The sequence below is a fragment of the Pseudomonas sp. 2(2015) genome, assembly GCF_000955865.1.
GTDB lineage: Bacteria > Pseudomonadota > Gammaproteobacteria > Pseudomonadales > Pseudomonadaceae > Aquipseudomonas.
The window spans coordinates 155,631-178,881 of the sequence record NZ_JYOF01000015.1 but is presented as its reverse complement, the minus strand read 5'-3'; the positions used below and the strand labels follow the sequence as shown (position 1 = coordinate 178,881).

At 64.6% G+C, this 23,251-nt stretch carries 28 protein-coding genes and 1 pseudogene; 8 read left to right on the top strand and 21 right to left on the bottom strand.

From position 1 onward, the window contains the following. Positions 1–6 precede the first annotated feature (6 nt). Both UB48_RS20445 and UB48_RS20440 read right to left on the bottom strand, forming a co-directional pair. Positions 7–936 carry a class I SAM-dependent methyltransferase gene (locus UB48_RS20445; protein WP_045200376.1) on the bottom strand — a complete coding sequence of 310 codons (930 nt, stop codon included), beginning with the start codon at positions 934–936 and terminating at the stop codon, positions 7–9. Positions 937–1,000: 64 nt separating this feature from the next. Continuing rightward, positions 1,001–1,729: a bifunctional 2-polyprenyl-6-hydroxyphenol methylase/3-demethylubiquinol 3-O-methyltransferase UbiG gene (locus UB48_RS20440; RefSeq protein WP_045200374.1), complete on the bottom strand. Its 729-nt coding sequence runs from the start codon at positions 1,727–1,729 to the stop codon at positions 1,001–1,003. Positions 1,730–1,798: 69 nt separating this feature from the next. Here UB48_RS20440 and UB48_RS20435 point away from each other — a divergent pair, with 69 nt between their 5' ends. Further along, positions 1,799–2,491 (top strand): alpha/beta hydrolase, encoded by a 693-nt coding sequence (locus UB48_RS20435; protein ID WP_045200372.1) that lies wholly within the window; start codon positions 1,799–1,801, stop codon positions 2,489–2,491. Here UB48_RS20435 and UB48_RS20430 read toward each other — a convergent pair. Next, entirely contained in the window at positions 2,478–3,383 is a 906-nt protein-coding gene (locus UB48_RS20430; RefSeq protein ID WP_045200370.1) for a DMT family transporter, read from the bottom strand. The two genes, UB48_RS20435 and UB48_RS20430, sit on opposite strands and share 14 nt — an antisense overlap. Positions 3,384–3,514: 131 nt before the next feature. Between UB48_RS20430 and UB48_RS20425 the strand changes: the two genes are divergently transcribed. After that, entirely contained in the window at positions 3,515–3,952 is a 438-nt protein-coding gene (locus UB48_RS20425) for an Lrp/AsnC family transcriptional regulator (protein WP_045200368.1), read from the top strand. A 14-nt stretch (positions 3,953–3,966) separates the two neighbouring features. Here UB48_RS20425 and UB48_RS20420 read toward each other — a convergent pair whose 3' ends face one another. Further along, positions 3,967–4,878 (bottom strand): transporter substrate-binding domain-containing protein, encoded by a 912-nt coding sequence (locus UB48_RS20420; protein WP_177329173.1) that lies wholly within the window; start codon positions 4,876–4,878, stop codon positions 3,967–3,969. Positions 4,879–4,913: 35 nt separating this feature from the next. Beyond that, positions 4,914–6,155 (bottom strand): D-amino acid dehydrogenase, encoded by a 1,242-nt coding sequence (locus tag UB48_RS20415; protein WP_045200366.1) that lies wholly within the window; start codon positions 6,153–6,155, stop codon positions 4,914–4,916. Positions 6,156–6,260: 105 nt separating this feature from the next. Between UB48_RS20415 and UB48_RS20410 the strand changes: the two genes are divergently transcribed. From UB48_RS20410 to UB48_RS20400, 3 genes are read left to right on the top strand one after another with little or no spacing between them, the layout of a single operon-like run. Beyond that, entirely contained in the window at positions 6,261–7,184 is a 924-nt protein-coding gene (locus UB48_RS20410; RefSeq protein ID WP_045200567.1) for a LysR family transcriptional regulator, read from the top strand. Positions 7,185–7,228: 44 nt separating this feature from the next. After that, positions 7,229–7,978 (top strand): hypothetical protein, encoded by a 750-nt coding sequence (locus tag UB48_RS20405; protein ID WP_052676546.1) that lies wholly within the window; start codon positions 7,229–7,231, stop codon positions 7,976–7,978. Next, positions 7,975–8,661 (top strand): hypothetical protein, encoded by a 687-nt coding sequence (locus UB48_RS20400; protein WP_045200364.1) that lies wholly within the window; start codon positions 7,975–7,977, stop codon positions 8,659–8,661. The genes UB48_RS20405 and UB48_RS20400 overlap by 4 nt, the downstream gene beginning before the upstream one ends. A 3-nt stretch (positions 8,662–8,664) precedes the next feature. On the opposite strand, the gene UB48_RS20395 is transcribed toward UB48_RS20400, so the two are convergent. From UB48_RS20395 to UB48_RS20385, 3 genes are all read right to left on the bottom strand, one after another. After that, positions 8,665–9,327: a hypothetical protein gene (locus tag UB48_RS20395; RefSeq protein WP_045200362.1), complete on the bottom strand. Its 663-nt coding sequence runs from the start codon at positions 9,325–9,327 to the stop codon at positions 8,665–8,667. Between the two features lie 209 nt (positions 9,328–9,536). Then, positions 9,537–9,875: an FKBP-type peptidyl-prolyl cis-trans isomerase gene (locus UB48_RS20390; RefSeq protein WP_045200360.1), complete on the bottom strand. Its 339-nt coding sequence runs from the start codon at positions 9,873–9,875 to the stop codon at positions 9,537–9,539. A gap of 79 nt (positions 9,876–9,954) precedes the next feature. Beyond that, positions 9,955–10,893, bottom strand: a complete 939-nt coding sequence (locus UB48_RS20385) for a DMT family transporter (protein WP_045200358.1) — start codon at positions 10,891–10,893, stop codon at positions 9,955–9,957. A 153-nt stretch (positions 10,894–11,046) separates the two neighbouring features. On the opposite strand from UB48_RS20385, the gene UB48_RS20380 reads away from it, so the two are divergent. Further along, complete coding sequence (locus UB48_RS20380) at positions 11,047–11,940, top strand: LysR substrate-binding domain-containing protein (protein WP_045200356.1); 894 nt, start codon at positions 11,047–11,049, stop codon at positions 11,938–11,940. On the opposite strand, the gene UB48_RS20375 is transcribed toward UB48_RS20380, so the two are convergent. The 12 genes and pseudogenes from UB48_RS20375 to ccmA form a co-directional block, all read right to left on the bottom strand. Then, positions 11,933–12,340 (bottom strand): GFA family protein, encoded by a 408-nt coding sequence (locus UB48_RS20375; RefSeq protein ID WP_045200354.1) that lies wholly within the window; start codon positions 12,338–12,340, stop codon positions 11,933–11,935. The two genes, UB48_RS20380 and UB48_RS20375, sit on opposite strands and share 8 nt — an antisense overlap. Positions 12,341–12,386: 46 nt before the next feature. Further along, a complete protein-coding gene (locus UB48_RS20370; RefSeq protein WP_045200352.1) occupies positions 12,387–13,325 on the bottom strand; it encodes a 2-hydroxyacid dehydrogenase in 939 nt (312 codons plus the stop codon). A gap of 47 nt (positions 13,326–13,372) precedes the next feature. Beyond that, positions 13,373–13,786 carry a lipoprotein gene (locus UB48_RS20365; RefSeq protein WP_045200350.1) on the bottom strand — a complete coding sequence of 138 codons (414 nt, stop codon included), beginning with the start codon at positions 13,784–13,786 and terminating at the stop codon, positions 13,373–13,375. Between the two features lie 10 nt (positions 13,787–13,796). Further along, positions 13,797–14,999: a c-type cytochrome biogenesis protein CcmI gene (gene ccmI / locus UB48_RS20360; RefSeq protein WP_045200348.1), complete on the bottom strand. Its 1,203-nt coding sequence runs from the start codon at positions 14,997–14,999 to the stop codon at positions 13,797–13,799. Further along, a complete protein-coding gene (locus UB48_RS20355) occupies positions 14,992–15,468 on the bottom strand; it encodes a cytochrome c-type biogenesis protein (RefSeq protein ID WP_045200346.1) in 477 nt (158 codons plus the stop codon). Before UB48_RS20355 ends, ccmI begins: the two co-directional genes overlap by 8 nt. Then, positions 15,465–15,998: a DsbE family thiol:disulfide interchange protein gene (locus UB48_RS20350; RefSeq protein WP_045200344.1), complete on the bottom strand. Its 534-nt coding sequence runs from the start codon at positions 15,996–15,998 to the stop codon at positions 15,465–15,467. Before UB48_RS20350 ends, UB48_RS20355 begins: the two co-directional genes overlap by 4 nt. Next, positions 15,995–17,968: a heme lyase CcmF/NrfE family subunit gene (locus tag UB48_RS20345; RefSeq protein ID WP_176794336.1), complete on the bottom strand. Its 1,974-nt coding sequence runs from the start codon at positions 17,966–17,968 to the stop codon at positions 15,995–15,997. The genes UB48_RS20350 and UB48_RS20345 overlap by 4 nt, the downstream gene beginning before the upstream one ends. A gap of 11 nt (positions 17,969–17,979) precedes the next feature. Further along, complete coding sequence (gene ccmE, locus UB48_RS20340; RefSeq protein WP_045200340.1) at positions 17,980–18,435, bottom strand: cytochrome c maturation protein CcmE; 456 nt, start codon at positions 18,433–18,435, stop codon at positions 17,980–17,982. Then, a complete protein-coding gene (ccmD, locus tag UB48_RS20335) occupies positions 18,432–18,608 on the bottom strand; it encodes a heme exporter protein CcmD (RefSeq protein ID WP_038996352.1) in 177 nt (58 codons plus the stop codon). The genes ccmE and ccmD overlap by 4 nt, the downstream gene beginning before the upstream one ends. Then, a complete protein-coding gene (locus UB48_RS20330; protein ID WP_038996353.1) occupies positions 18,605–19,381 on the bottom strand; it encodes a heme ABC transporter permease in 777 nt (258 codons plus the stop codon). Before UB48_RS20330 ends, ccmD begins: the two co-directional genes overlap by 4 nt. A gap of 43 nt (positions 19,382–19,424) precedes the next feature. Beyond that, positions 19,425–20,081, bottom strand: coding sequence for a heme exporter protein CcmB (gene ccmB, locus UB48_RS20325; protein WP_256326753.1), 657 nt, complete (start codon positions 20,079–20,081; stop codon positions 19,425–19,427). Beyond that, positions 20,027–20,722: pseudogene (gene ccmA, locus UB48_RS20320) on the bottom strand (cytochrome c biogenesis heme-transporting ATPase CcmA); the annotation flags it as partial. The pseudogene ccmA and the gene ccmB, both read right to left, overlap by 55 nt. A 163-nt stretch (positions 20,723–20,885) precedes the next feature. On the opposite strand from ccmA, the gene UB48_RS20315 reads away from it, so the two are divergent. Both UB48_RS20315 and UB48_RS20310 read left to right on the top strand, forming a co-directional pair. Continuing rightward, positions 20,886–22,454: a flagellar hook-length control protein FliK gene (locus UB48_RS20315; protein ID WP_045200336.1), complete on the top strand. Its 1,569-nt coding sequence runs from the start codon at positions 20,886–20,888 to the stop codon at positions 22,452–22,454. Beyond that, positions 22,451–22,783, top strand: a complete 333-nt coding sequence (locus UB48_RS20310) for an EscU/YscU/HrcU family type III secretion system export apparatus switch protein (protein WP_045200334.1) — start codon at positions 22,451–22,453, stop codon at positions 22,781–22,783. The genes UB48_RS20315 and UB48_RS20310 overlap by 4 nt, the downstream gene beginning before the upstream one ends. A gap of 75 nt (positions 22,784–22,858) precedes the next feature. Here the strand turns inward: UB48_RS20310 and UB48_RS20305 are convergent, their stop codons facing one another. Further along, positions 22,859–23,251, bottom strand: a complete 393-nt coding sequence (locus UB48_RS20305) for a DUF2802 domain-containing protein (protein ID WP_038996358.1) — start codon at positions 23,249–23,251, stop codon at positions 22,859–22,861.

Genomic DNA, 23,251 nt, shown 5'->3' with positions numbered 1-23,251 from the left:
CCGCTCCTACACAAGGGCCCTGAACACCAGCGCCTTCAAGCCACCCGCCGGATCGCTGTCGGGAAACTCCGGCGGGTTGGCCAGGCGTTCGACAAAGCTCAGCTCCGGTGCTTGCTCAGCCATGCCTTCGATGAGAAAGTCCGGGCCAACGGCCGGGTCGTTGACGCAGGCCAGCACCGTGCCGCCGGCGTTCAACAACTCCGGCAGGCGCCGCAGGATCTTGCGGTAGTCCTGGGTCAGGACAAAGCTGCCCTTCTGGAAGCTTGGCGGGTCGATGATGATCAAGTCATAGGGCCCGGACTTGCGCACCTTGCCCCACGACTTGAACAGCTCATGGCCAAGAAAACTCACCTTGCCCAGGTCATGGCCGTTGAGCCGATGGTTATCGCGCCCGCGGCTCAATGCCGAGCGCGCCATGTCCAGGTTGACCACCTGCTCGGCGCCACCGGCAATCGCCGCCAGCGAAAAACCGCAGGTGTAGGCGAACAGGTTGAGCACGCGCTTGCCCGCCGCCTGCTCACGCACCCAGCGCCGACCATAGCGCATGTCGAGGAACAGACCGGTGTTCTGCTTGAGGCCCAGGTCCAGCTGATAGCGCAAGCCGTCCTCATCGATCAACCAGTGCTCGCTGGGGGTACCCAGCAGCCACTGCCCGGGGCTGTCCGGCAGGTAGCGGTGCTGAATCAGAATGGCCTGGCCGCGCCAGCCTGGCGCCTGGGCAAGCGTCAGGAGCATCTGCTCCAGGGCCGGCAACTGGCCTTCGGGCGGCTGGCGAAACAGCGACACCAGCAACACCCCCTGCAGCCAGTCCACGGTGATCTGCTCAAGCCCCGGCCAGCAGCGCCCGCGGCCATGGAACAGGCGCCGGGTTTCGCTCGGCGCCGGGTCGAGGGCGGCGAGCAGGTGCTGCTGGAGGGTGTCGATCACAGAGGTCATGGGCAGATTCAATCGGGTAAAGCCGGCTATTCTACCCTGCCAGATCAGGTTCGACCCGCGCGATTCAACGGTGCGCAGCCACCAGACACAGCATGGGCCGTTCCTGCTCTTCGGCCAATGCCGGGCAGGCCTGGATCTGTTCAGCGCTCGGCCCCCACTCCTGTACATGGGCCAGAGTAAAACCGGCGCCAATCAGCTGATTGAGCAAGGTGCCCAGGGTGCGGTGGTACTTGATCACGCCATCGGCCAGCCAGTTGGTCACGCGCTGGCCCTCGTGCTGATAGCTGTCCACCGGCCAGGTCTTGCCGCCGTCCGCAGCGACGATCCAGCCAGGATTGCGCGAAGCCATGTAGATCGGATGCTCGATCGAGAACACCAGCCGTGCACCCGGGCGCAAGGCCGCGTGCACGCTGGCGAACAGGCGCGGCAGATCGTCAATGTAATGCAGGGTCAGGGAACTGTAGGCAAGATCGAAGGCGGCCTTGGGCAATTGCAGAGTGTCGAGGTCTTCGCGGGCGTAGCGGATGCGCGCATCGAGCGTGCTCGACCGCGCCTTGTCGAGCATCAGCGACGAGACGTCCAGGCCCAGCACCGAGGCTGCGCCCTGCTCCGCCGCCCAGCGGCAGAACCAGCCGTAACCGCAACCGAGGTCGACCACATCAAGGCCCTCCACTGGCGGCAACAGTGCTTGCAGTGCCGGCCATTCGGCAGCACCGGCCAGGCCTTCGCGCGAGCGCCCGAGCTGGCTGTAACCGTGGAAAAAATCCGGATTGTCGTAGATGTTCTGGGCCATCGGCGCGGTCCTTCATAAACAGGTACAAGCATCTACACTAGCATTCCACCCCTGTGCTGGAGAACGATCATGAGCGACACTCCGTCCATAGTCCTGGTCCATGGTTTCTGGGGCGGCGCCGCCCACTGGAGCCGGGTCATCCTCGAACTGTCACGCCTGGGCCACCGCAACCTGCATGCGGTGGAGATGCCCTTGACCTCGCTTGCCGATGACGCTGAACGCACGCGCAAAATGGTCGCCTCGATACCCGGCAAGGTGCTGCTGGTCGGGCATTCCTACGGCGGTGCGGTGATTACCCAGATGGGCAACCAGGCCAATGTCGCAGGCCTTGTGTACATCGCCGCCTTCGCCCCCGACAGCGGCGAAAGCCCCGGCGCCATCACCGCCAAGAACCCGCCGCAAGCGGCAGCCAACCTGCAACCAGATGGCGATGGCTACCTGTGGATCAAACCCGACAAACTGCACGAAAGCTTTTGCCAGGACCTGAGCAAGGATGAAGGGTTGGTGATGAGCGTGACCCAGAAGGCGCCACTGGCCAGCACCTTCGGTGACACCATCGGTGAGCCCGCATGGAAGCACAAACCCAGCTGGTACCAGCTCTCGACCCAGGACCGGATGATCCACCCGGACAACCAGAAACTCATGGCAGAACGCCTGCAGCCCAAGGAGCTGCTGACCCTGGAGGCCAGCCATGCCTCGCTGGTGTCCAGGGCCGCCGAAGTGGCCGCCCTGATCGATCGCGCAGCCGTCAGTCTGGCTTGACCGCCGGGGCCTTGAGCGCAGGCTTGAACCACCAGCCTTGCTGCATGCCGGCCGCGGCCAGCAGGATCGCGGCCACACCCAGCCATTGCAGCGGCGCCAGGCGATGGCCAAAGGCGAACCAGTCGACGAAAATCGCTGCGATCGGGTAGATGAACGACAGCGCCCCGGTCAAGGCGGTCGGCAGCTTCTGGATCGCGCCGTACAGCAGCACATACATCACCCCGGTGTGGACGATGCCCAGGGTCACCAGGCTGGCCAGCGCACCGACGTCGCCCGGCAGGCCACTGGTATTGGCCCAGGGCGCCAGCAGGAGGATGCCGGTGCACACCTGGATCAGCGCGATCAGGTGCGGCGGCGTGCCGCTCAGGCGTTTGATGATCAGCGCCGCCACGGCATACAGAAACGCCGCGCCCAGGGCCAGGGCGATGCCCAGCAGGTAGTCGTTGCCAGTGCCACCCTGGCTGCCATGGGCACTGACGATCGCCAGCATGCCGGCAAAGGAGACCGCTAGCCAGAACAGCTTGGGCGCGGTGATTTTCTCACCGAGAAACAGCGCCGCCAGGCCCACCAGCATGAACGGCTGGACGTTGTATACCGCAGTGCCGATTGCAATCGAGGCGCGTGAGTAGGAGGCAAACAGCAGCACCCAGTTGCCGACGATGGCCACGCCGCTGAGTACCGCCAGGGCGAAGGTGGCCAGGGTCAGGATACCGGGCTTGAGAAAGCCCATGGCCAGGCAGATCAGCAGCAAGGTGCCAGCACCGAACACACAGCGCCAGAACACCACATCCAGTACCGGTTGCCCGGACACCAGCACGAACCAGCCAATGGTCCCGGATATCAACATCGCGGCGACCATCTCGAACGACCCACGGCGGATTGAACTGTCCATCACTCACCTCCTTGACGATGGGCAAATTATGGCAAGGGCAGCGGCGACCGTTCCAGTGGATAAAACAGGCTAGACTGACCTTGTACCTTTACTATCAAGGCAGTTTTCGCATTTTGCCTAACGAGGCCTGTATGACCGACGATATCGACCAACTGTTGATCAAGGCACTGATGGAAGACTCGCGGCGCTCGCTCAAGGCCCTGGCGCAGCTCAGCGGGCTGTCAGCACCGAGCGTCAGCGAACGCCTGCGCCGCCTTGAAGAGCGTGGCGTGCTCAAGGGCTACACGGTAGAGATCGACCCGCGCTGCTTCGGCTACCAGCTACAGGCCATCGTCCGCGTGCGGCCGCTGCCCGGGCAACTGCAGGAAGTGGAGCGGCAGATCATGGCCATCCCCGAGTTCACCGAGTGCGACAAGGTCACCGGCGATGACTGCTTTATCGCGCGCCTGCACGTGCGCTCGATGGAAGAGCTCGATACCGTGCTGGACAAGCTCAACAGCCACGCCGAGACCAACACCGCGATCGTCAAGAAGACCCCGGTGAAACGGCGCTTGCCGCCGATGGCCTGATAACAGCGCAGAAACTACTGCACCGGCTCACTCGACGGCCTGGCAATCAGGCCCTTCAGTTCACTGGTCATCGCAAACTCCAGGTTCAGGCCATTGGGCGGGATCGGCTGCTGGAACCAGCGGTTGTAGATCGACTCGATGCGCCCGCTGCGATAGACATCCGCCAACGCTTCATTGACCAGCGCCAGCAAGCCGTCATCGCCCTTGCGCACCATGCAACTGTAGATCTCCTTCGATTGCGCCTCGCCCACCACCACCCAGTCGTGCGGATTGCGCGCCTTGGCCCGCTCGCCGTACAGCAGCGCATCATCCATGTAGAACGCCGCCGCGCGCCCGGACTGCAGCATCATGAACGCCTCGCCGTGGTCCTTGGCACTGATCACCGAAGCCCCCAACCGGTGCTCCAGGTTGTAGTTCTTCAGGTACTTCTCGTTGGTGGTGCCGGCGGTGCTGACCACATTCTTGCCCTTGAGGTCATCCAGGCCCTGGATGCCGCTGTCTTTTTTGGTCAGCAACTGGCCTTTGACGAAAATAAAGCCATAGGAGAAATCCACCTGCTTCTGCCGCTCGGCGGTGACCCCGGTGGTGCCGCACTCCAGATCGACCGTGCCGTTCTGCACCAGCGGGATGCGCGTCTGCGAAGTCACCAGGTTGTAGCGCACCTTGAGCGGCGGCACCGCCAGCTTGGCCTGCAGGTGCTTGACGATCTCAGCCGCAAGATCGACCGAATAGCCCATGGGCTTGCCGCTGTGGTCGCCCACATAAGAAAACGGAATGGACGAGTCGCGATAGCCGAGGGTGATGCTGCCGGATTCGGCGATTTTCTTCAGGCTGCCGCTGAGCGCCGGCGTTTGCGCCAGCAGCGGCTGCGCGAAGCACAATGACAGGGCAAGCAGAGCAGGACGGTGCAAACGGGTAATCGACATCGGGACACTCCTTGCGGTTGTTGTTCTTGTTCGGTTCAGGCCGCCCGCGGGGTCAGGCCGTGCAGGTCGATTGACGGCGCGCGACCCGCGATCAGTTCGGCCAACAGCTGGCCGCTGGCGCAGGCCAGGGTGAAACCCAGGGCGCCATGGCCAAGATTGAGCCACAGGTTGCGGTACGCCGTGGCCCCGAGCAACGGTACGCCGCTGGGGGTGGCCGGGCGCATGCCGGCCCATTCGCGGGCCTGGGCGTAGTCGGCGGCATCGGGCAAGGTCGCCCCGGCCAACTGGCGCATGCTGGCCAGCCGTGCCGGATCGAGCGATTCATCAAAGCCGACGATGTCGACCATGGCGGCGACGCGCAGTTGGTCATCGAGGCGGGCATAGACGATTTTGCGGTCGTAGTCGGTGATGCTTACCTGCGGTGCCCGCTGCCCGGCCTTGATCGGTGCGGTCAGGCTGTAGCCCTTGAGCGGATAGATCGGCAACTGCAGCCCCGGCAGGCCGAGGCTGGCGCTGCGGTGCCCGGCGCACAGCACCAGGCGCTCCACCGGCACGACCTGCTCGCTCAGCTCAAGCGCCTGCACTACCCCACCACTGTGGCGGATGCGCGTCACTGCCTGCCCGAGCATCAGGCGGCATTGCCCCGACGCCTGCAGGCGCTCGACCAGGGCCAGGCAGAAACGATGACAATCGGCGACCTCTTCATCCGCGGTGAACACCCCGCCAATGAACGGCGCATCGGCCAGGGCCGGTTCCAGCGCGCGGATCTCCTGCGCATCCAGCACCTGCTGGCCCTGCGGGTCGAGCAGGTGCTGGCGGGCATGGGCAAAGGTTGCGCGATTACGAAAGGTCACCAGCTTGCCATTGCGCCGCCAGGCAAAGCCGTCCAGGCCATCGTCCTCGCGCCATTGCTTGAGCGTACCCTGGCTGTGCAAGGCCAGGCGTAGCAGGTGTGCGGCATTGGTGCGATTGACCGAGCTGCGACACGCCGCCATGAACGCGCCCATCCAGCGCCACTGCGCAAAGTCCAGGCGCGGGCGCAACTTGAGCGGCGATTCACTGCGCAGCAGCCAGCCCAGCGCCTGCAACGGCACCCCGGCATCGGCCAGCGGCGCGACATAGCGATACGACAACTGCCCACCATTGGCAAAGCTGGTGCCGCCCGCCAGGCCCTCGCGTGCCTCGACCAGATCGACGGCAAAGCCTTCGCGCACCAGCGCGTAGGCCGTTGCCAGACCAATCACGCCGCCGCCGATCACCGTTACCCGCTGTGCCATGTGCTTTCATCCGCCAATCTGAAGGCCTTCAGACTAGGCCCGGTGACAGCCTGACGATAATGAATAAAAATGGGCAGACCATAAACAAAGGTTATGGGCTACCCCATGCGCTTGCGTCATATCGAAGTGTTCCAGGCCATCCGCCAGACTGGCTCCATCAGCGGCGCCGCGCAGTTGCTGCACGTCACCCAGCCGGCGGTGTCGAAAATACTCCAACACGCCGAAGCGCAGCTGGGTTTCCCGCTGTTCCTGCGGGTGCGCGGCAAGTTGCAGATCACCCCCGAGGCCCTGGCCCTGGAACGCGAAGTCGACAAGGTCAGCGACAGCGTTGAAGGGGTGCGGCGCCTGGCCGCCAGCCTGCGCCGGCAACCGGGCATGAGCCTGCGCATCGGGGCGACGCCGGCGCTGGCCCTGGCGTTGTTTGCGCCGGTGATCCGCCAATGGGCCGAGCGCCACCCGCAGTCCGAATGCGAACTGTCGAGCCTGCACAGCCGCGAGCTGGTGCAGCAGTTGCTGATGCGCGAAATCGATGTCGCCCTGACCTTGCGCCACCCCGAACACCCCGGCCTGAATGTCCAGCCCCTGGCCCACGGCAAGCTGGTGGCACTGGCCCCCAAAGGCTACTGGAGCGCAGACAGCCAGGGCTTGGCGCTGGCAATTGAAGAACTGGCCGATGCGCCCTTGATCGGCCTGAGCAGCAGCGACCCGCTGGCCGCCCAGGTCGGCCAGTACCTGAAGAACCTTGAGCCGGCGCCGCGCACCAGCATCCGGGTGCAGACCTACTCCCTGGCCCGGGCCATGGTCGAATCCGGAGCCGGGCTGGCCTTGATCGATCCGTTCACCGCCCAAGGCTCGGCGCAAACGCTGGTGCGGCCGTTGGATCCGGCCTTGCCGATTACCCTGTACGCCCTGACCCGCGCCAACGAAAGCCAGCCGCACACGCTCGACGACCTCTTGCAACTGTTCAGCGAACGGGCCGAAGAACAGATCGCCCACGTCAGCCGCGCGTCTCGCCTTGAAAAGCGCTGACAAGCAGCCCATCCTTGCGCCCCCACCTTTGCAAGGATCGCAGCATGGTTCGACTTTTCATTGCGTTTGCCGCGCTGTTCGCCAGTGCCACCGTCCTGGCCGTGCCGCCCGTGCACGTCTATCGCGGCACCCAGGGCGACACCGCCATTGAAGTCGCCCTGACCTACGACGCCCAGCACAAGACCCTCGAGGGTTACTGGCTTGATGAACAGCGCCAGTGGCTGATCCCCCTTGAGCGCACGCCCCATGACTATCGCTTGCCGCTGTTGATCAACATCTTCAACAACCCGGAGCTGCCGTCCGCTGCGCTACTGATTCAGCCGTTTGCCTTCAGCCACGACCGCGAGCTGACCGGCACCCGGGTTGATCTGCGCAACCGCGAACGACAGGCGCTGGCGCTCAAGCGCGTGACCCGCTTCAGCGACCGTCAGGATTCGTCATGGCAGGGCGAACTGCTGCAACTGCCGCTGGACGGCCGCCGGCTATTTCGCGTGCATGCACACAAGGCCGCCGGCGAGTATGTCGGCACCATCGATCGCATCACTGTCCTCGATCGCACCAGCGGCCAGCCGGTGCAGGTCATCGATAACCTGGCGCTGTTTTTCCAGGGCACTGCGAGCCTGAGTTTTGCCGACTTCAACGCTGACGGTGTGACCGATTTCAAGGCCATCCCGGTCGGGCAATTGGCCAGCGGCGGTGCTGCAGGGCAAAACCCGCAGTACTACGTGTATCAAGCCGACAGCAATCGCTATGAGCTCAAGACCGAGCAACAAGCCAGGGAGCGCAACCAATGAACACCTTGGGCAAATGCCTGCTGGGCGCCGGGTTGCTCGGCCTGAGCCTGGGCGCCCAGGCTTACCAGTCCGTTTACCAGGGCACCCTGGGCAAGCAGGCGATCACCCTGGTGATCGAGAAAACCAATGACTACAAGCACGGTTTCTACTTTTACGACCGCTACCGCACGCCGATCCGCCTCAAGCGCTCGGTCAACGCCGGCCGCCAGTTGTTCATGGACGAACTGGACGGCGCCGGTCTGCCCACCGCTCGGCTGAAGTTCTACAACCCCGATGACAACGCCGCCACCCAGCCGATACTCGGCACTTGGACGGCCTACGCCAATGCCCGGCAGCTTCCCCTGGAGTTGCGCCTGGTAGCGGACTTCGGTCATCAACAGGTCTGGCCTGCCGGCACTGCGTCACTGCCCCAGGCGGCCTCTACCGAGCGTTTCTATTTCCAGATTCCGCTGGCCGATGACCACGACCGGGTGAAGACCATCGAGGTCATCGACAAGGCCAGCGGCAAGCGCGTGCAAACCCTCGACGTAGGCCTGCCCGGTTGCTACAGCCAGGGTATCGACAGCGTCAAGGTGCGTCTTGAAGGCGGCAGTACCCAGGTGCTGCTGGAAGCCAACAGCTATTGCCTGGGCAAGGTGTTTGAATGGCGCGAGGCCAAGGGTCGGTTCGAAGCGCTGAACTGAGTATCAGCTCGGGCAGCTGTGCTCGCCGTTGTTCAGGCCCTGCTTGTAGTTGCGGCTGAGCAGGCTGGCCTTGCCGTCGTGCCAGGTCAGGGTCAGTACGTACATCGAGTCGAAGTCCTCGCCGTCCCAGTCGTCGGTGATCACCCGTTTTTCACCGAGGGCCTTGCCGGCCACGGTGTTGATCAGTTCCGGCAGGTAGCCGTGGGACCAGGCGGTATAGACGGTGGCGTTGCGGTACTTGTCCTGCAGCAGTTCGTCGGCCAGATCGCCGGTATCGTTGGCGCCGAAGTCGATGTTCACCGGCAGGCCGAGCTTGATGGCACTGGGGCTGATGGTCATCAGCGGGCGGATATAGCTGTAGGCGTCGTCGTTGCTGCCCTCTTCGACGTGCCGGGACGGGTTGGCCGCGAACACATAGTCGGCCTTGCCGAACTTCTCCGGCAGCAAGGTGGCCAGGTCCAGGGCGCGGTTCAGGCCCTGGCAGTTGAGCTGCCCCAGGCCCTCGCCGGGCTTTTCGGCATGACGCAGGAACACCAGGGTCTGCACACCGTCCACAGGTGCTGCGCGGCTTTCCAGCGCCTCGACGGCCAGCAGGCCGACACCGGCAAGCAGGGCAAGGGACAACGCAGCGTGACGGTGACGCTTGAACAGGGAGGGCAACTTCATAGGGCTCTTCACAGCAAAAAGGGTTGAGGCTGACCCGCCTGTGCCACCCCGCGGCCGAAGCCGCGGGGGGATCCCTGTCTGATGCTCCATCCGTGGAATCGGGCATGCTTCAGAGTACAAGAATGCCATTTGGTTCGATCCCTGAGCGCTCGGCCCTGAGCCAGAGCTACTGTAGCGCCTTGATGTTGCTGAATTAAGACCGACGGCGCTCAATCGTCGCGGGTAAGGACTTCGAGCAGCTCGATCTCGAAGGTCAGGTCGGAGTTGGGCGGGATCTTGCCCAGGCTGCGCTCGCCATAGCCCAGGTGCGCCGGCACCAGCAGTTTGCGCTTGCCGCCGACCTGCATGCCCATCAGGCCCTGGTCCCAGCCCTTGATCACCCGGCCGGTGCCGATCACGCACTGGAACGGCTTGCCGCGGCTGTGGGAGGAGTCGAACTCCGTGCCGTCGGCGAGCCAGCCGGTGTACTGGGTGGTGATCAGCGCGCCCTTGACCACGGCCTTGCCGTCGCCTGGCTGGATATCGATGATTTGCAGTTCGCTGCTCATGCTTGACCTCGTTGAAGCGGGATATACCTTTGGTGGCCAGCGTTTTCGCAGGGTTGGCGAGGTTTTGCAAGGCCAGCGATCAAGCTTGGGCAGTCACCACCACCCTGCCCGGCTCGTGCTGGCGCATCGACCAGCAGACGCCGCCGATCACCAGGACAATCGCCAGGCCCTCCAGCAGGCTCGGGCCGCTTTGACGCCAGATGAAGGCGTAGAGCAAAGCGAACAGGGTCTCGAAGACGATCAACTGGCCGCTCAACGTCACTGGCATGCGCTTGGACGCGGCATTCCACAGCAGCGCCGCCAGCCACGAGCCGAACACCGCGCAACCCAGGCTGTACAGCCAGAACAGCGTCCAGCGCTCAGGCGCCGCCTCGACCTGCAACTGCGCCGGCTGCCACAGTGCCAGCAGCGCCACCAGCACCAGGCTCAACACGCCGGTCATCACCCCGTTGAGCACCGACCATTGATGGCTGTCGAAATGCCCGCACTGCTTGAGGTAACGGCTGTTGTGCACCGCGTACCAGGTCCAGCAGGCCAGCGCGCCGAGGGCATACAGCACCCCGGCCAGTTTGTCGGCCACCGCTCCCGGCTCAAGGGCAAAGGTCTGCAGGTTGATGCACAGCATGCCGGCCAGGATCAGGCCCAGCGGCAGCAACAACTGGCGCAGCGCCACCCCGCCGCTGTCGTGACGGCCATACAGGGTGATGGTCAGCGGCAGTACGCCGACAATCAACGACGCCGGCGCTACACCCAGGCGCTGGATCGCCGCCACCAGGCAGATGAAGTACAGCAGGTTGCCGATCAGCGCCAGGCGCCCGATCATCCACAGGTCGCCCAGGGTCAGGCGTCCGAGGGCCTTGCGCATGGGAATCGCCAGCACCAGGGTCACCAGGCCGAACAGCACGAAACGCGCGCAGCTGAGCAGCACCGGGCTGAACTCCGGCAACAGCTGCGGCACCATCAATACCAGCCCCCACATCGCACCGGCTACCCCGGCATACGCCACACCCCGTTTCACGCGCCTGCTCCTGATCTAAGAAGAGCGCAGGCTAACGCCTGGACAGCGCCCGGACAAAAGATCATTCGGCATGCAGGCATTCCCTGCAGGAATACCTTTCACGCTGAAAGCATCGACCTTATGATTCAGACATTCCCCAGACCGGACCGTCACATGAGCCGCTTCAGCCGTCACCTGCCGCCCCTGGACACCCTGATCGCGTTCGAGGCAGTGGTGCGTACCGGCAGCTTTACCCGCGCGGCCAGCGAGCTGTACCTGACCCAGAGCGCGGTGAGCAAACAGATCAAGCTGCTGGAACAGCACCTCGGCGCGCTGCTGTTCGAGCGCCGCGCCCGGGGCATCGCATTGACGGCGGCCGGCGACGGCTTCAATGCCATCGTCGAGCCCATGCTGGAAAGCCTGCTGGCCAATGTGCTGCGTCTTAAAAGCGGCCACGGCAGCCGCAACGTCAGCGTCATCTGCACCCATGCGGTGGCCCAGTACTGGTTGTTTCCGCGCCTGCTGCGCTTCAACGAACAGCACCCGGAGCTGACGGTGAACATTCATGCCAGCAACGAAATCAGCGAAAGCGATATTGGCAATTACGACTTCGGCATTCTCTATGGCCATGGCCACTGGAGCTCGCTCAAGGCCAGCAAGTTGTTCGATGAGGCCATCTACCCGATCGCCAGCGTCAAACGTGCCCTGCCCGCTGTGCAGTCACTGAGTGCGTTGCAAGCCTTGCCGTTGATCCAGCTGGATGCCTCGGCCTGGAACTGCCTGGACTGGCAGGACTGGTTCGGCCATCAGGGCTTGCGCTACCAGGCGCCGGCCAATGCGGTGACCTTCAACCAGGTCAACCTGGTGTTCGATGCGGTGATGCAGGGGATGGGCGTGGGCCTTGGCTGGGAGTTCATGGCCCGCGAGCGGATCGACAACGGCCTGATCCGCCAGGTCTCGGAGTTTGTCGTGCACACCGGGCAAGCCGACTACCTGGTGCACGACAAACAGGCCCTGCGCTCGCCGGCGGCGCAGGTGTTCGAGGACTGGTTGCTGGCGCTTAGCTGAACATGGCTTCGACTTCGGCTGCGGTCATCGTCGGCGTGCCTCGGGCCAGGCAGTAGTACTCAGGTTTCTTGTCGATATACACCTGTAGGTCGAACACCCAGTCGGTGTCACCCTCAAGTACACCCACCGACACCGCGTCGAAATTGCCGGATTTCAGCCGGTACAACAGGTGCGTGCCACAGGCGCCGCAGAACCCGCGCTGGGCCCAGTCGGAGGAGTCATGGAACACCGGCTGGCCGCGGGTGAACTTCACCGGCTGCGCGCAGTGCACCGACAAAAACGGCCCGCCGCCCCACTGCCGGCACATGCCGCAATGGCAGGCGTTGACGCTGGCTTTCTCAAGGCTGACGCTGAGTTTGACGGCGCCGCACAGGCAGCTACCGTGTTTTTCCAGGGACATGATCAAGGCTCCTTGCTGGGAGAAGAGCCGGCAAGTCTAGCAGCTGTCAGGCCGTGACCGGGGTCAGCACCGGCTCGCCGGCAAAAAACGCCTGCAGGTTGCGTAGCACCAGTTCCACGGTGTCGCGCGCCGCTTCCGGCGACTGGCCGGCGACGTGCGGGGTCAGCACTACCGTGGGCAAGGCCTTCAGGGCTTCGGGCACTGCCGGTTCGTCATCGAACACATCGAGCCCGGCACCGGCGATCACGCCGTTTTCCAAGGCATCGACCAGGTCCGCCGTGCTGACGACGCTGGCCCGGGCGATGTTGACCAGAAAGCCCTCTGCCCCCAGCGCTTCAAGCACCGGCTTGTCGATCAACTGGCGAGTAGCGGCGCCGCCCGGGGTGGCGACAATCAGAAAGTCCGATTCCCGGGCCAAGGCCAGGGGGCTGTCGCAATAGTGATAAGCGACGTCGCTACGCGGCGTGCGGTTGTGGTAATTCACCGGCATGTCGAAGCCCTGCGCCGCCCGCTTGGCGATCGCCAGGCCGACCGCGCCGAGGCCGAGAATGCCCAGGCGCTTGCCGCTGACCGACGGGCTGATCACCCGGTTCCACTCGCCACGGCGGGTCGAGGCATCGGCGCGGGGAATATCGCGCACCACCGCCAGCAGCAAGGCCATGGCATGGTCGGCGACCGCCGTGGCATTGGCGCCAGCACCGTTGGTCACGGTAATACCCCGGGCAGCAGCGGCCGCAAGGTCGACCTGCTCGTAACCGGCACCGATCACACAGATGATTTTCAAGGCGGGCAACGCGGCCATTTCATCGGCGTACAGGCCTAGCGGACCCCGGGTCAGCACTGCATCGATCTGGCTGCCATGGCGGGCAATGGCCTCGGCGCGCAAGGCCGGGGTCTGCGCGCGGATCAGGCGAAAGCCGTTGTGTTCCAACAGGGGAAGGTAGTCGTCGACCGTTTCTACCAGCACCAGTACCGTTTGTGTCATGCCTTGCTCCCGGGCTATTGGCGAGGGGGCATTATGCGCAGCTCAGGTTACTGGGCGAAAGCCCGGCCCAGACCGCCCGGCACGCCACTGCTGTCGGTTTCCTGCCAGGGGCCGTTGAGGTTGGTCGACCAGCTCCAGCCGTTGTTCCAGCGGTAGTAGGTGCGCTGGCGATAGAAGGTGTTGGTCTTGCCGTCGAGCACATACACGCCCAGGCGCGGGTCCCAGTGGCTGGCGCCACCGGGCGGAGGCGCAAAGCTCGGTGAGGTACGCTGCACTGGCTTGGGCACCGGGGTCACGGCCGGCTTGCTCGGCACCGCGCCCGGCTTGGGCGCAGGCTTGCTGCCCGGGCCCGGCGGCAGGGTTTCGATTGGCGGCGCGGTGGGTTCGGAGGGCTGGTGAACGGTACATGCACTCAAGCCCACAACCAGGGAAAGAAGGGTCAGGCGTGCGATGCTGTTCATAGTCGGTCTCTTACTGGTCCGGGCTGTCGATGGTCAGGTGCTGCGCAGCGGTCGTGCTGCTGGCCAGCGGAGCACCCTTGCCAACCCATTCGCCCTGGGTCGGCTGGCCAGCGCGAGAGATGCGCGCAACCAGTTGGACTTCAGGGAAGCTCGACAGTTTCATGTTCGGCATCATCGCGTCGCTGTCGCTCAGCTCGACCTCGATCGGCAGCTGCGCCACGGTTACCCGCTTGGCCGCCAGCGGCATCGGCGGGCCGGAACTTGCACGGGCAAAGATGAATACAGTGTCATCGGCCTTGACCTTGTCCTTGAGCGCCGCCGCAAGCTCGACCCGAACCTTCAGGCGTGCCGTGCCCTGCTCGGCAACTGCCGGTGCGGCCTTGCCCTCGCCGGCCTTGAGCTTGTCGCTGGCGCGCTCGATACCGCCCTGCAACGCTGCCCGCGAGGCGTCGCCCTCGGGCAGTTGCGCCAGCAGGCGGTTCCAGTAATCAATGGCTTGCTGGTAGTGCTCAGCCTCGAATGCAGCGATGCCCAGCAGGCCAAGGCTGGTGACTTCGTTGGGGTCGGCCTTGAGCGCTTCGTCGGTGAGGGCCTGCAATTGCCCGCTCCATTGCTTGTTGTTGGCAAAGTACAGCGCCTGCGCCCACTGCCCGAGCAGCTCCGGCTGGCGCCCGGCAACCGCGGCGGCACGCTCGAAGACGTTGGCGGCGTCGGCCGGACGCTCCTGGGCCATGTAGGCACGGCCAAGGAAGTACAAGCCTTCGGCCGAATCCGGCTGGGCCTTGACGGCCAGCTCCAGGCGGCGGGTCATTTCTTCCATGGACTGCGGCGCCTTGGCGAACTGCTGGGTCAGCTCGACCTGCTCGCTGGCACCAAAGTGCAGGTACAGGCCCAGGCCCATCAGCGGCACCAGCACCGCCGCCAGCAGCGGCAAGGGTTTGCCCAGGCGGCCCAGGCGCTGCGGTTCAGCGCCCTCGGTGTCGGCCAGCAGCTCGCGCGCGGCCTCGTCGCGGCCCTTGCCGAACTGCTCGGCATCGAGCACCCCGGCGGCCTGCTGGCTTGCCAGTTCGGCGACGCGCTCCTGATACAGGGCGACGTTGAGGGCGGTACGGTCTTCTTCCTGTTGCGCACGACGGCCGCGCAACACCGGGATCAGCAAAAAGCTCAGGGCCACCAGCAACAGCAGGCCTGCAGCAAGCCAGAAATCAGTCATGGGTCTGTTCTTTGTCCAGCAATTTGGCGAGGCGCTCACGCTCCTCGGACGAAAGGTCGGCGTTGCCTGCTGCCGCCTGGCCACGGCGCTTGCGCACGATCAGCGCGAGCACGGTGAAGCCGCCCAGCAGCAACACGCCAGGGCCAAACCAGAGCAGCCAGGTGCGGGCGCTCAGGGCCGGTTTGTAGCGGACGAAATCACCGTAGCGATCGACCATGAAGTCGATGATCTGCTGATTGCTCTGGCCCTCGCCGAGCATGCGGAAGATCTCCCGGCGCAGGTCGGCGGCAATCGGTGCGTTGGAGTCGGCGATGTCCTGGTTCTGGCACTTGGGGCAGCGCAGTTCCTTGGTCAGCTCGTGATAACGCGCGCGTTCCGCCTCATCGGCAAACTGGTAGGTATCGATCGCCGCCTGGGTTACCCCGGCCAGGCTCAGGCCGAGCACGGCGGCCGCCAGCCAGCGCTTCATGGCTTGGCCTCATCGACCAGGCTCTGGTACTGCGGCGCCAGTTGCTCGCGCCAAACGGTCGCGTCAACCACCCCGACGTGCTTGTAGCGGATGACGCCCTTGGCATCGATCAGGAAGGTTTCCGGCGCGCCATAAACACCCAGGTCCAGGCCCAGGCTGCCCTGCTCGTCACGGATGTCGAGCTGGTAGGGGTTGTGGAACTCGGCCAGCCACTTCAGTGCGGCGGCGTTGTCGTCCTTGTAGTTGACGCCGTGGATCACCACGCCCTGCTCGGCCAGCTTGTTCAGGTACGGGTGCTCGACCTTGCACGACGGGCACCAGGTGGCCCAGACGTTGACCAGCGCCGGCTTGCCGAGCAGGTCGGCCTCGGTCAGCGGCTTGCCGTCGACCGATTGCAGGGCAAAGGCCGGGAACGGCTTGCCGATCATCGCCGAGGGCAGTTCGCTCGGGTCGAGGAACAGCCCGCGGTAGAGAAACACCGCCACCAGCAGAAACACCGCCAGCGGCAGCACCATGATCCAACGCTTCATGCAGTAGCTCCAGACATGCCCAGTGCCTCACGCACACGGGTTTTGACCTTGACGCGATAGCGACCATCCAGTGCCGCCAGCAAACCGCCCAGGCCGGTCAGCAGGCCGCCCAGCCAGATCCAGCGCACAAACGGTTTGACGTGCACCCGCACCGCCCAGGCGCCGTTATCCAGCGGCTCGCCGAGGGCGACGTAGAGATCACGGGTGAAACCGGCATCGATGCCGGCTTCGGTCATCATCGACTGCTGCACGGTGTACAGGCGTTTTTCCGGGTGCAGCACGCTGATCTCACGACCGTTTTCAACCACCCGCACGGTGCCCTTGTCGGAGGTGAAGTTTGGCCCCTCAAAATGCTTGGCGCCCTCGAAGATGAACTGGTAACCGGCCAGCTCCACCGACTCGCCCGGCGCCAGGCGCAGGTCGCGTTCGGCGCTGTTGTTGCTCGACAGCACCACGCCCAGGGCGCACACCGCCAGGCCCAGGTGGGCGACGTGCATGCCCCAGTAGCTGCGGTTGAGGCCGCGCAGGCCTTTGAACAAGCCTTTGTGGCGGGTCTTGTCGAGGATGTCGCGGGCCCCGGCCAGGACAATCCACGCAGCCAGGGCAAAGGTGGTCAGCACCTGCCAGTCAAAGTCATCCACCAGCAGGCCGCCGATCGGCGCCAGCACGGCGCTGGCGATCAGCACCGGGGTGAGCATGCCCAGCAGCCATTTGCTCGGGGTGTCTTTCCAGCGCACCAGCACGCCCACCGCCATGACCACCATCAACAGCGCCATCAACGGGATGAACAGCGCATCGAAGTACGGCGGGCCGACCGACAGCTTGGCCCCGGTCAGGGCATCGAGAATCAGCGGGTAAAGGGTGCCGAGCAGGATCATCGACGCCGCCACCACCAGTATCAGGTTATTGGCCAGCAGCAGGGTTTCCCGCGACCACAGGGCAAAACCGACCTGGCTCTTGACCACTGGCGCGCGCAGGGCGAACAGGGTCAGCGAGCCGCCGACCACGAACAACAGGAAGATCAGGATGAAGATGCCGCGCTCAGGGTCAGAGGCAAAGGCGTGCACCGAGGTCAGTACCCCGGAACGCACCAGGAAGGTGCCCAGCAGGCTCAGGGAGAAAGCGGCAATGGCCAGCAGCACCGTCCAGCTCTTGAACACGCCGCGCTTCTCGGTGACCGCCAGCGAGTGAATCAGCGCGGTGCCGACCAGCCAGGGCATGAACGAGGCGTTCTCGACCGGGTCCCAGAACCACCAGCCACCCCAGCCCAATTCGTAATAAGCCCACCAGGAACCGAGGGTGATGCCGATACCGAGGAAGGCCCAGGCGACGATGGTCCACGGCCGCGACCAGCGCGCCCAGGCGGCGTCCAGGCGCCCGCCAAGCAAGGCGGCGATGGCGAAGGCGAAGGCCACCGAGAAGCCCACGTAGCCCATGTACAGCATCGGTGGGTGAACGATCAGGCCGATGTCCTGCAGCAACGGGTTGAGGTCGGCGCCGTCGCTCGGCATCTGCGGCAACAGGCGCTTGAACGGGTTGGAGGTGATGATCAGGAACGACAGGAAGCCGACGCTGATCATGCCCATCACCGCCAGCACCCGCGCCAGCATCACCTGCGGCAATTGCCGGGAAAAGATCGACACGGCAAAGGTCCAGCCGCCGAGGATCATCGCCCACAGCAGCAGCGAGCCCTCGTGGGCGCCCCACACGGCGCTGAACTTGAAGTACCAGGGCAAGGCGCTGTTGGAGTTGTTGGCCACATAGGCGACCGAGAAGTTGTCGGTCATGAAGGCGTGGGTCAGGCAGGCGAAGGCGAACGCCAGGAAGGCGAACTGGCCCCAGGCGGCCGGGCGCGCCAGGCTCATCCACAGGCTGTCGCCGCGCCAGGCGCCGAGCAGCGGGATGGTGGCCTGGACGCAGGCGAAGCAGATCGCCAGGATCATCGCCAGCTGGCCCAGTTCAGGAATGATCAGTGCCGCATTCATGGCTTGGCTCCGGCATCGGTGGCGACCTGGCCGCTTTCCTTGAGGGCCTTGGTGACCTCTGGCGGCATGTATTTCTCGTCGTGCTTGGCCAGCACTTCATCGGCCACTACCACGCCTTCGGCGTTGAGCTTGCCCAGGGCGACGATGCCCTGCCCTTCGCGGAACAGGTCGGGGAGGATGCCGCGGTAGGTGATCGGCACCGATTTGTTGAAGTCGGTGACCACGAAGCGCACGTCCAGCGAGTCGCCGGAGCGTTGCAGCGAGCCTTTCTCGACCATGCCGCCAGCGCGGATGCGGGTGTCCAGCGGCGCTTCGCCGTTGGCGATCTGGGTCGGGGTGTAGAACAGGTTGATGTTCTGTTGCAGGGCACTCAGGGCCAGGCCCACGGCAATGCCAATCCCGGCCAGCAGGCCGAGGATGATGAACAGACGCTTTTTACGCTGCGGATTCACGGTTTGTTCTCCCGGCGCAGACGGCGCGCCTGTTCTTGCAAATAACGGCGCTTGGCGCGCACCGGCGCGGCGACGTTGAGGGCCAGCACCAGCAGGCAGATGCCGTAGGCCGACCAGACGTACAGGCCGTGATGGCCCATGGCGAGAAAATCACTGAAGGAGGCAAAGCTCATCGCGCCATCTCCCGACCCAGGCTGTTCAATACCTCCTCCTTGACCCAGCTGGCGCGCGCCTCGCGCTTGAGCACTTCAAGGCGCATGCGCAGCAACAGCACGGCGCCGAAGAAGCAGTAGAAACCCAGCACCGTCAGCAGCAGCGGCAGCCACATCTCGGCGGGCATCGCCGGCTTTTCGGTGAGGGTGAAGGTGGCGCCCTGGTGCAGGGTGTTCCACCACTCCACCGAGTACTTGATGATCGGGATGTTGATCACCCCGACGATGGCCAGCACCGCGCAGGCCTTGGCCGCGCTCTCACGATTGCTGATGGCATGGCTCAGGGCAATGAGACCGAAGTACAGAAAAAGCAGGATCAGCATCGACGTCAGTCGCGCATCCCAGACCCACCAGCTGCCCCAGGTCGGCTTGCCCCAGATGGCGCCGGTGACCAGCGCCACGGCGGTCATCCACGCGCCGATGGGCGCCGCGCATTGCAGGGCGACGTCGGCGATCTTCATCTTCCACACCAGGCCCACCACCCCGGCCACCGCCAGCATCACGTAGCAGGACTGGGCAAGCATCGCCGCCGGCACGTGGATGTAGATGATCCGGAAGCTGTTACCTTGCTGGTAATCCTGGGGCGCGAAGGCCAGGCCCCAGACAACGCCGATGCCGATCAGCAGGATGGCGGCAATCGCCAGCCACGGCAGCATCCGCCCGCTGATGGAATAGAACCATTTGGGTGAACCCAGTTTGTGAAACCACGTCCAGCTGATTGCGCTGCTTTTCATCACGGTACATCCAGGGTCTTTGCTGGGCTGGGCCCAGACCTCATTATTCGCCGACGCTGATCTTCAGGCCAGCCGCTATTGCAAAGGGTGCCAGAGTTACTGCCAGGGCGGTCAGGCTGCCAAGCCAGAGCAGATAACCGGTCGCCGGCATAGCTTGCAGTGCCGCCTGCAAGGCGCCACTGCCCAGGATCAATACCGGGATATATAACGGCAAAATAAGTAGCGCCAGCAGCAGGCCGCCACGTTTCAAGCCGACTGTCAGGGCCGCACCCACGGCGCCCAACAGGCTCAGTACCGGGGTACCGAGCAAGAGCGATGCCAGCAGTACCGGCAGGCACGCCGCAGGCAAACCTAGCATCAGTGCCAGCAAGGGTGCCAACAATACCAGTGCCAGGCCGGAAAAGGCCCAGTGTGCCAGCACTTTCGCCAGCACCAGAAGAGGCAGGGGGTGCGACGAAAGGACCCACTGTTCGAGCGAGCCATCCTCGAAATCACTGCGGAAAAGCCCGTCCAGCGAGAGCAGAACCGATAAAAGCGCTGCCACCCAGACCAGCCCCGGAGACAAGGTTTGCAACAATTGAGTCTCGGGTCCGACCGCCAACGGGAACAGCGCAACGACGATGGCGAAGAACACCAGCGGGTTGGCAAGCTCGGCAGGACGTCGGCACAACAGGCGCGCTTCACGGCGCAACAACAGCACAAAGACACTCATGCGGCCCACTGCCCCAGGTTCAGTTCACGGTAACCGGACGGCTTGCGCTCCAGCGTGTGGTGGGTGGTCAGCACGACCATGCCGCCCTGCTCGCAATGGGCGGCCAGGTGCGCTTCGAGCTGGGCCACGCCCTGTTTGTCGAGGGCAGTGAACGGTTCGTCGAGAATCCACAGCGGCGGGCTGTCCAGGTACAGCCGGGCCAGGGCCACGCGGCGTTGCTGGCCGGCCGACAGGGTGTGGCAGGGGACGTCTTCGAAGCCGCGCAGGCCGACCGCTTCAAGGGCCGTGCGGATGGCCGCCGGCGCTGCCGGGCGATGCAGAGCGCAGAGCCAGGCGAGGTTCTCTTCGGGGCTGAGGACATCCTTGATGCCGGCGGCGTGGCCGATCCACAGGAGGATCCGCGCCAGCTCGTTGCGCTGCTCGGCCAATGGCTTGCCGCTGACTAGAATCTGCCCGGCGGTCGGGCTCATGAGCCCGGCCATCAGGCGCAACAGGCTGGTCTTGCCACTGCCGTTGGGGCCGCTGATCTGCAGCATGTCGCCTGCGCCCAGGTGCAATTCGAGGTTTTCGAAGAGCATTCGCCAGTCGCGCTCGCAGGCCAGGCCCACGGCTTGGAGATGAGGGGTCACGGTTTCGCCTTATGCTTGGGATGCCTGTCTCAAGTCGGTCCCGGCCTTGCCGTTATACTGGCAACGACGATGTGGCCCGGCCGCGCTGATCGCCAAAGATCGGGCGGCATTATACATGTGATGTCCTACTGCAAAGAGGGCTATTTCAACAGGTTGCGAGCGGATGACAGGCGAAATCAACAACCTCGGCACACAGATTCCGGCCAGCCCGCAGCTGCGCTCGGCGATGACCGGCGAACTGCTGCGCCTGCTGCAACCGCAGCAGGCCCTGCTGGCCCCGGGCGAAACCGCCAAGGCCGAGGTCTTGGCCCTGCGCCAGGTCGGCCAGGACTTCCAGATGCTGCTCAAGCTGACCCAGGACAACGGCAAGCAAACCAATGTCCAGGCCAGCAGCACCCTGCCCCTGGCCCAGGGCAGCCAGCTGGCGGTCACCCAGAGCAGCAATGCCAACCTGAGCATTACAGTGCAGCAAGCCATCGCCAGCAGCGTCGCCACCCTGACCCGCATCGACACCCGCGAGCTGCCGGTGGGCACCCTGCTGCAAGGCAAGGTCGTTACCAGCCAGGCATTGCCGGCAAACGCCGGCCAACTGGCGCAGTTTCGCTCGCTGGTCACTTTGCTCGGCGGCCCGCAGGCTGGCGCCACCCTGGCCATCGACAGCCCGCGCCCGCTAACGGTGGGCAGCTTGCTCAGCGCCCGGGTGCAGGGCGATCAGTCGCTGAGCTTCGTGCCGCTCAGCGGCCGCCAGGAGCAACTGGCAATCAGCCAGCAACTGAGCAGCCAGCAGAGTCGCCAAGCCTCACTGCAGGGTTTGCTCAGCGCCCTGCAGCAGGTGCGCAGCGATAACAATCAGCCCGCCGAGGTACGCGTCAACGTCGACAAGTTGCTGGCCAGCCTGCCGGATGTGCGTCAGCTCAGCGACCCTAAAGGCCTGGCCCAGGCCCTGAGCAACAGCGGCGTGTTTCTTGAGGCCAAGCTGCTGGCCGGGCTGCCCGCGACACTCGCACCTGACCTCAAGGCGCAGGTGACGCGCCTGGTGGCGCAACTGCTGCCGGGGCTGCCGGGCAACGCCACCTTCAACCCCGCCGCGGCCGCCAGTACCCTGGCCCAGGTCATGCCCGGCATGGTCCGCAGCGCCCTGGGCATGCTCGGCCAGGTCAGCCCGCGGCCACAGCCCGGCGGCTTCCCCCTGCCCTCACGGTCATTGCCAAGCCAGGATGGGGAAGGCGACCTCGAGCACCTGTTGCGCCTGGCCGCCTCAGCCATCTCGCGCCTGCAAAGCCATCAGTTGGCAAGCCTTGAGCAGACCGGCACCACCGCCGATGGCAACCTGCAAACCACCTGGCAACTGGAAATCCCCCTGCGCAACGGTCAGGACTTCATGCCGCTGCAAATGAAGCTGCAGCGCGAAGAAACCCCGGAGCAGCAAAGCGACCCGGAACGTGAGCGTCGCGATCCTCTGGAAATGCTCTGGCGCATTGAGCTGGCCTTCGATCTCGATCCACTGGGGCCACTGCAGGTGCAGGCGCAAATCACCCAGGGCAGCCTGTCGAGCCAGCTATGGGCCGAACGGCCGAGCACTGCGCAATTGATCGAAAGCCAGCTTGGCAACTTGCGCGAACGCTTGCTGGCCCGTGGCCTGAACGTTACCGAACTGCACTGCCATCACGGCACACCGCCCCAGGGGCCGCGTACACACCTGGAACAACGATGGGTGGATGAACAGGCATGAGCGACAAGAACCCACGCCAGGCCATCGCCCTGACTTACGACGGTCAGCAGGCCCCGACCCTCAGCGCCAAGGGCGACGACGAGCTGGCCGAGGCAATCCTGAAGATTGCCCGCGAGCATGAAGTGCCGATCTACGAGAACGCCGAACTGGTGCGCCTGTTGGCGCGCATGGAATTGGGCGATCAGATCCCCGAGGCCCTGTACCTGACCATCGCCGAAATCATCGCCTTTGCCTGGCAGCTCAAGGGCAAGGTGCCGGTGGGGTTTGTCGACGAGGGGCCGCAGGAGCGCGATATCACCCCTACCGACCTGAGATTGCCGGGTACCTGAAAGCATCGCGGGGCAAGCCCGCTCCCACACAAGGTGTAGGAGCGGGCTTGCCCCGCGATTGATTCACTGCAACCCTCAGCTGCGGTGCAACTTGCTCATCAACTCCGCCTCAGCCTGGGTCAAACCACAGGACTGGGTCAGCTCATCGACGCTGGCACCCATGCCCACCAGCCGCGCCGCTTGCGCAAACGACAGGCTGTTGGGGTCACGCTGCTCCAGTTGCAGGAGCTTGTCCGGCAAGGGCGCAACCACCGCGCGCAGCTCGTGCAGGGCTTCGCCCATACGCACGCTGCCGTTCTGGTAGTCGTCCAGGCTTTTGGCCAGGTCCTTGATGCGCTGGTCACGCACGGCATCGCCCTGGGCCTGTTGCGCGGCCAGCTCGCGCTGGCGCTTGCTGTAGTTCAGGAAGAACCACAGGCTGACCGCCCAGAGCAGCGCCAGAAATATGACTGCAACCTCGAGGATCAA

Bases quoted from the DNA above. Each gene is read 5' to 3' on its own strand.
- UB48_RS20445 (WP_045200376.1), bottom strand. From the start codon at position 936: ATGACCTCTGTGATCGACACCCTCCAGCAGCACCTGCTCGCCGCCCTC.
- UB48_RS20440 (WP_045200374.1), bottom strand. From the start codon at position 1,729: ATGGCCCAGAACATCTACGACAATCCGGATTTTTTCCACGGTTACAGC.
- UB48_RS20435 (WP_045200372.1), top strand. From the start codon at position 1,799: ATGAGCGACACTCCGTCCATAGTCCTGGTCCATGGTTTCTGGGGCGGC.
- UB48_RS20430 (WP_045200370.1), bottom strand. From the start codon at position 3,383: ATGGACAGTTCAATCCGCCGTGGGTCGTTCGAGATGGTCGCCGCGATG.
- UB48_RS20425 (WP_045200368.1), top strand. From the start codon at position 3,515: ATGACCGACGATATCGACCAACTGTTGATCAAGGCACTGATGGAAGAC.
- UB48_RS20420 (WP_177329173.1), bottom strand. From the start codon at position 4,878: ATGTCGATTACCCGTTTGCACCGTCCTGCTCTGCTTGCCCTGTCATTG.
- UB48_RS20415 (WP_045200366.1), bottom strand. From the start codon at position 6,155: ATGGCACAGCGGGTAACGGTGATCGGCGGCGGCGTGATTGGTCTGGCA.
- UB48_RS20410 (WP_045200567.1), top strand. From the start codon at position 6,261: ATGCGCTTGCGTCATATCGAAGTGTTCCAGGCCATCCGCCAGACTGGC.
- UB48_RS20405 (WP_052676546.1), top strand. From the start codon at position 7,229: ATGGTTCGACTTTTCATTGCGTTTGCCGCGCTGTTCGCCAGTGCCACC.
- UB48_RS20400 (WP_045200364.1), top strand. From the start codon at position 7,975: ATGAACACCTTGGGCAAATGCCTGCTGGGCGCCGGGTTGCTCGGCCTG.
- UB48_RS20395 (WP_045200362.1), bottom strand. From the start codon at position 9,327: ATGAAGTTGCCCTCCCTGTTCAAGCGTCACCGTCACGCTGCGTTGTCC.
- UB48_RS20390 (WP_045200360.1), bottom strand. From the start codon at position 9,875: ATGAGCAGCGAACTGCAAATCATCGATATCCAGCCAGGCGACGGCAAG.
- UB48_RS20380 (WP_045200356.1), top strand. From the start codon at position 11,047: ATGAGCCGCTTCAGCCGTCACCTGCCGCCCCTGGACACCCTGATCGCG.
- UB48_RS20375 (WP_045200354.1), bottom strand. From the start codon at position 12,340: ATGTCCCTGGAAAAACACGGTAGCTGCCTGTGCGGCGCCGTCAAACTC.
- UB48_RS20370 (WP_045200352.1), bottom strand. From the start codon at position 13,325: ATGACACAAACGGTACTGGTGCTGGTAGAAACGGTCGACGACTACCTT.
- UB48_RS20365 (WP_045200350.1), bottom strand. From the start codon at position 13,786: ATGAACAGCATCGCACGCCTGACCCTTCTTTCCCTGGTTGTGGGCTTG.
- ccmI (WP_045200348.1), bottom strand. From the start codon at position 14,999: ATGACTGATTTCTGGCTTGCTGCAGGCCTGCTGTTGCTGGTGGCCCTG.
- UB48_RS20355 (WP_045200346.1), bottom strand. From the start codon at position 15,468: ATGAAGCGCTGGCTGGCGGCCGCCGTGCTCGGCCTGAGCCTGGCCGGG.
- UB48_RS20350 (WP_045200344.1), bottom strand. From the start codon at position 15,998: ATGAAGCGTTGGATCATGGTGCTGCCGCTGGCGGTGTTTCTGCTGGTG.
- ccmD (WP_038996352.1), bottom strand. From the start codon at position 18,608: ATGAGCTTTGCCTCCTTCAGTGATTTTCTCGCCATGGGCCATCACGGC.
- UB48_RS20330 (WP_038996353.1), bottom strand. From the start codon at position 19,381: ATGAAAAGCAGCGCAATCAGCTGGACGTGGTTTCACAAACTGGGTTCA.
- UB48_RS20315 (WP_045200336.1), top strand. From the start codon at position 20,886: ATGACAGGCGAAATCAACAACCTCGGCACACAGATTCCGGCCAGCCCG.
- UB48_RS20310 (WP_045200334.1), top strand. From the start codon at position 22,451: ATGAGCGACAAGAACCCACGCCAGGCCATCGCCCTGACTTACGACGGT.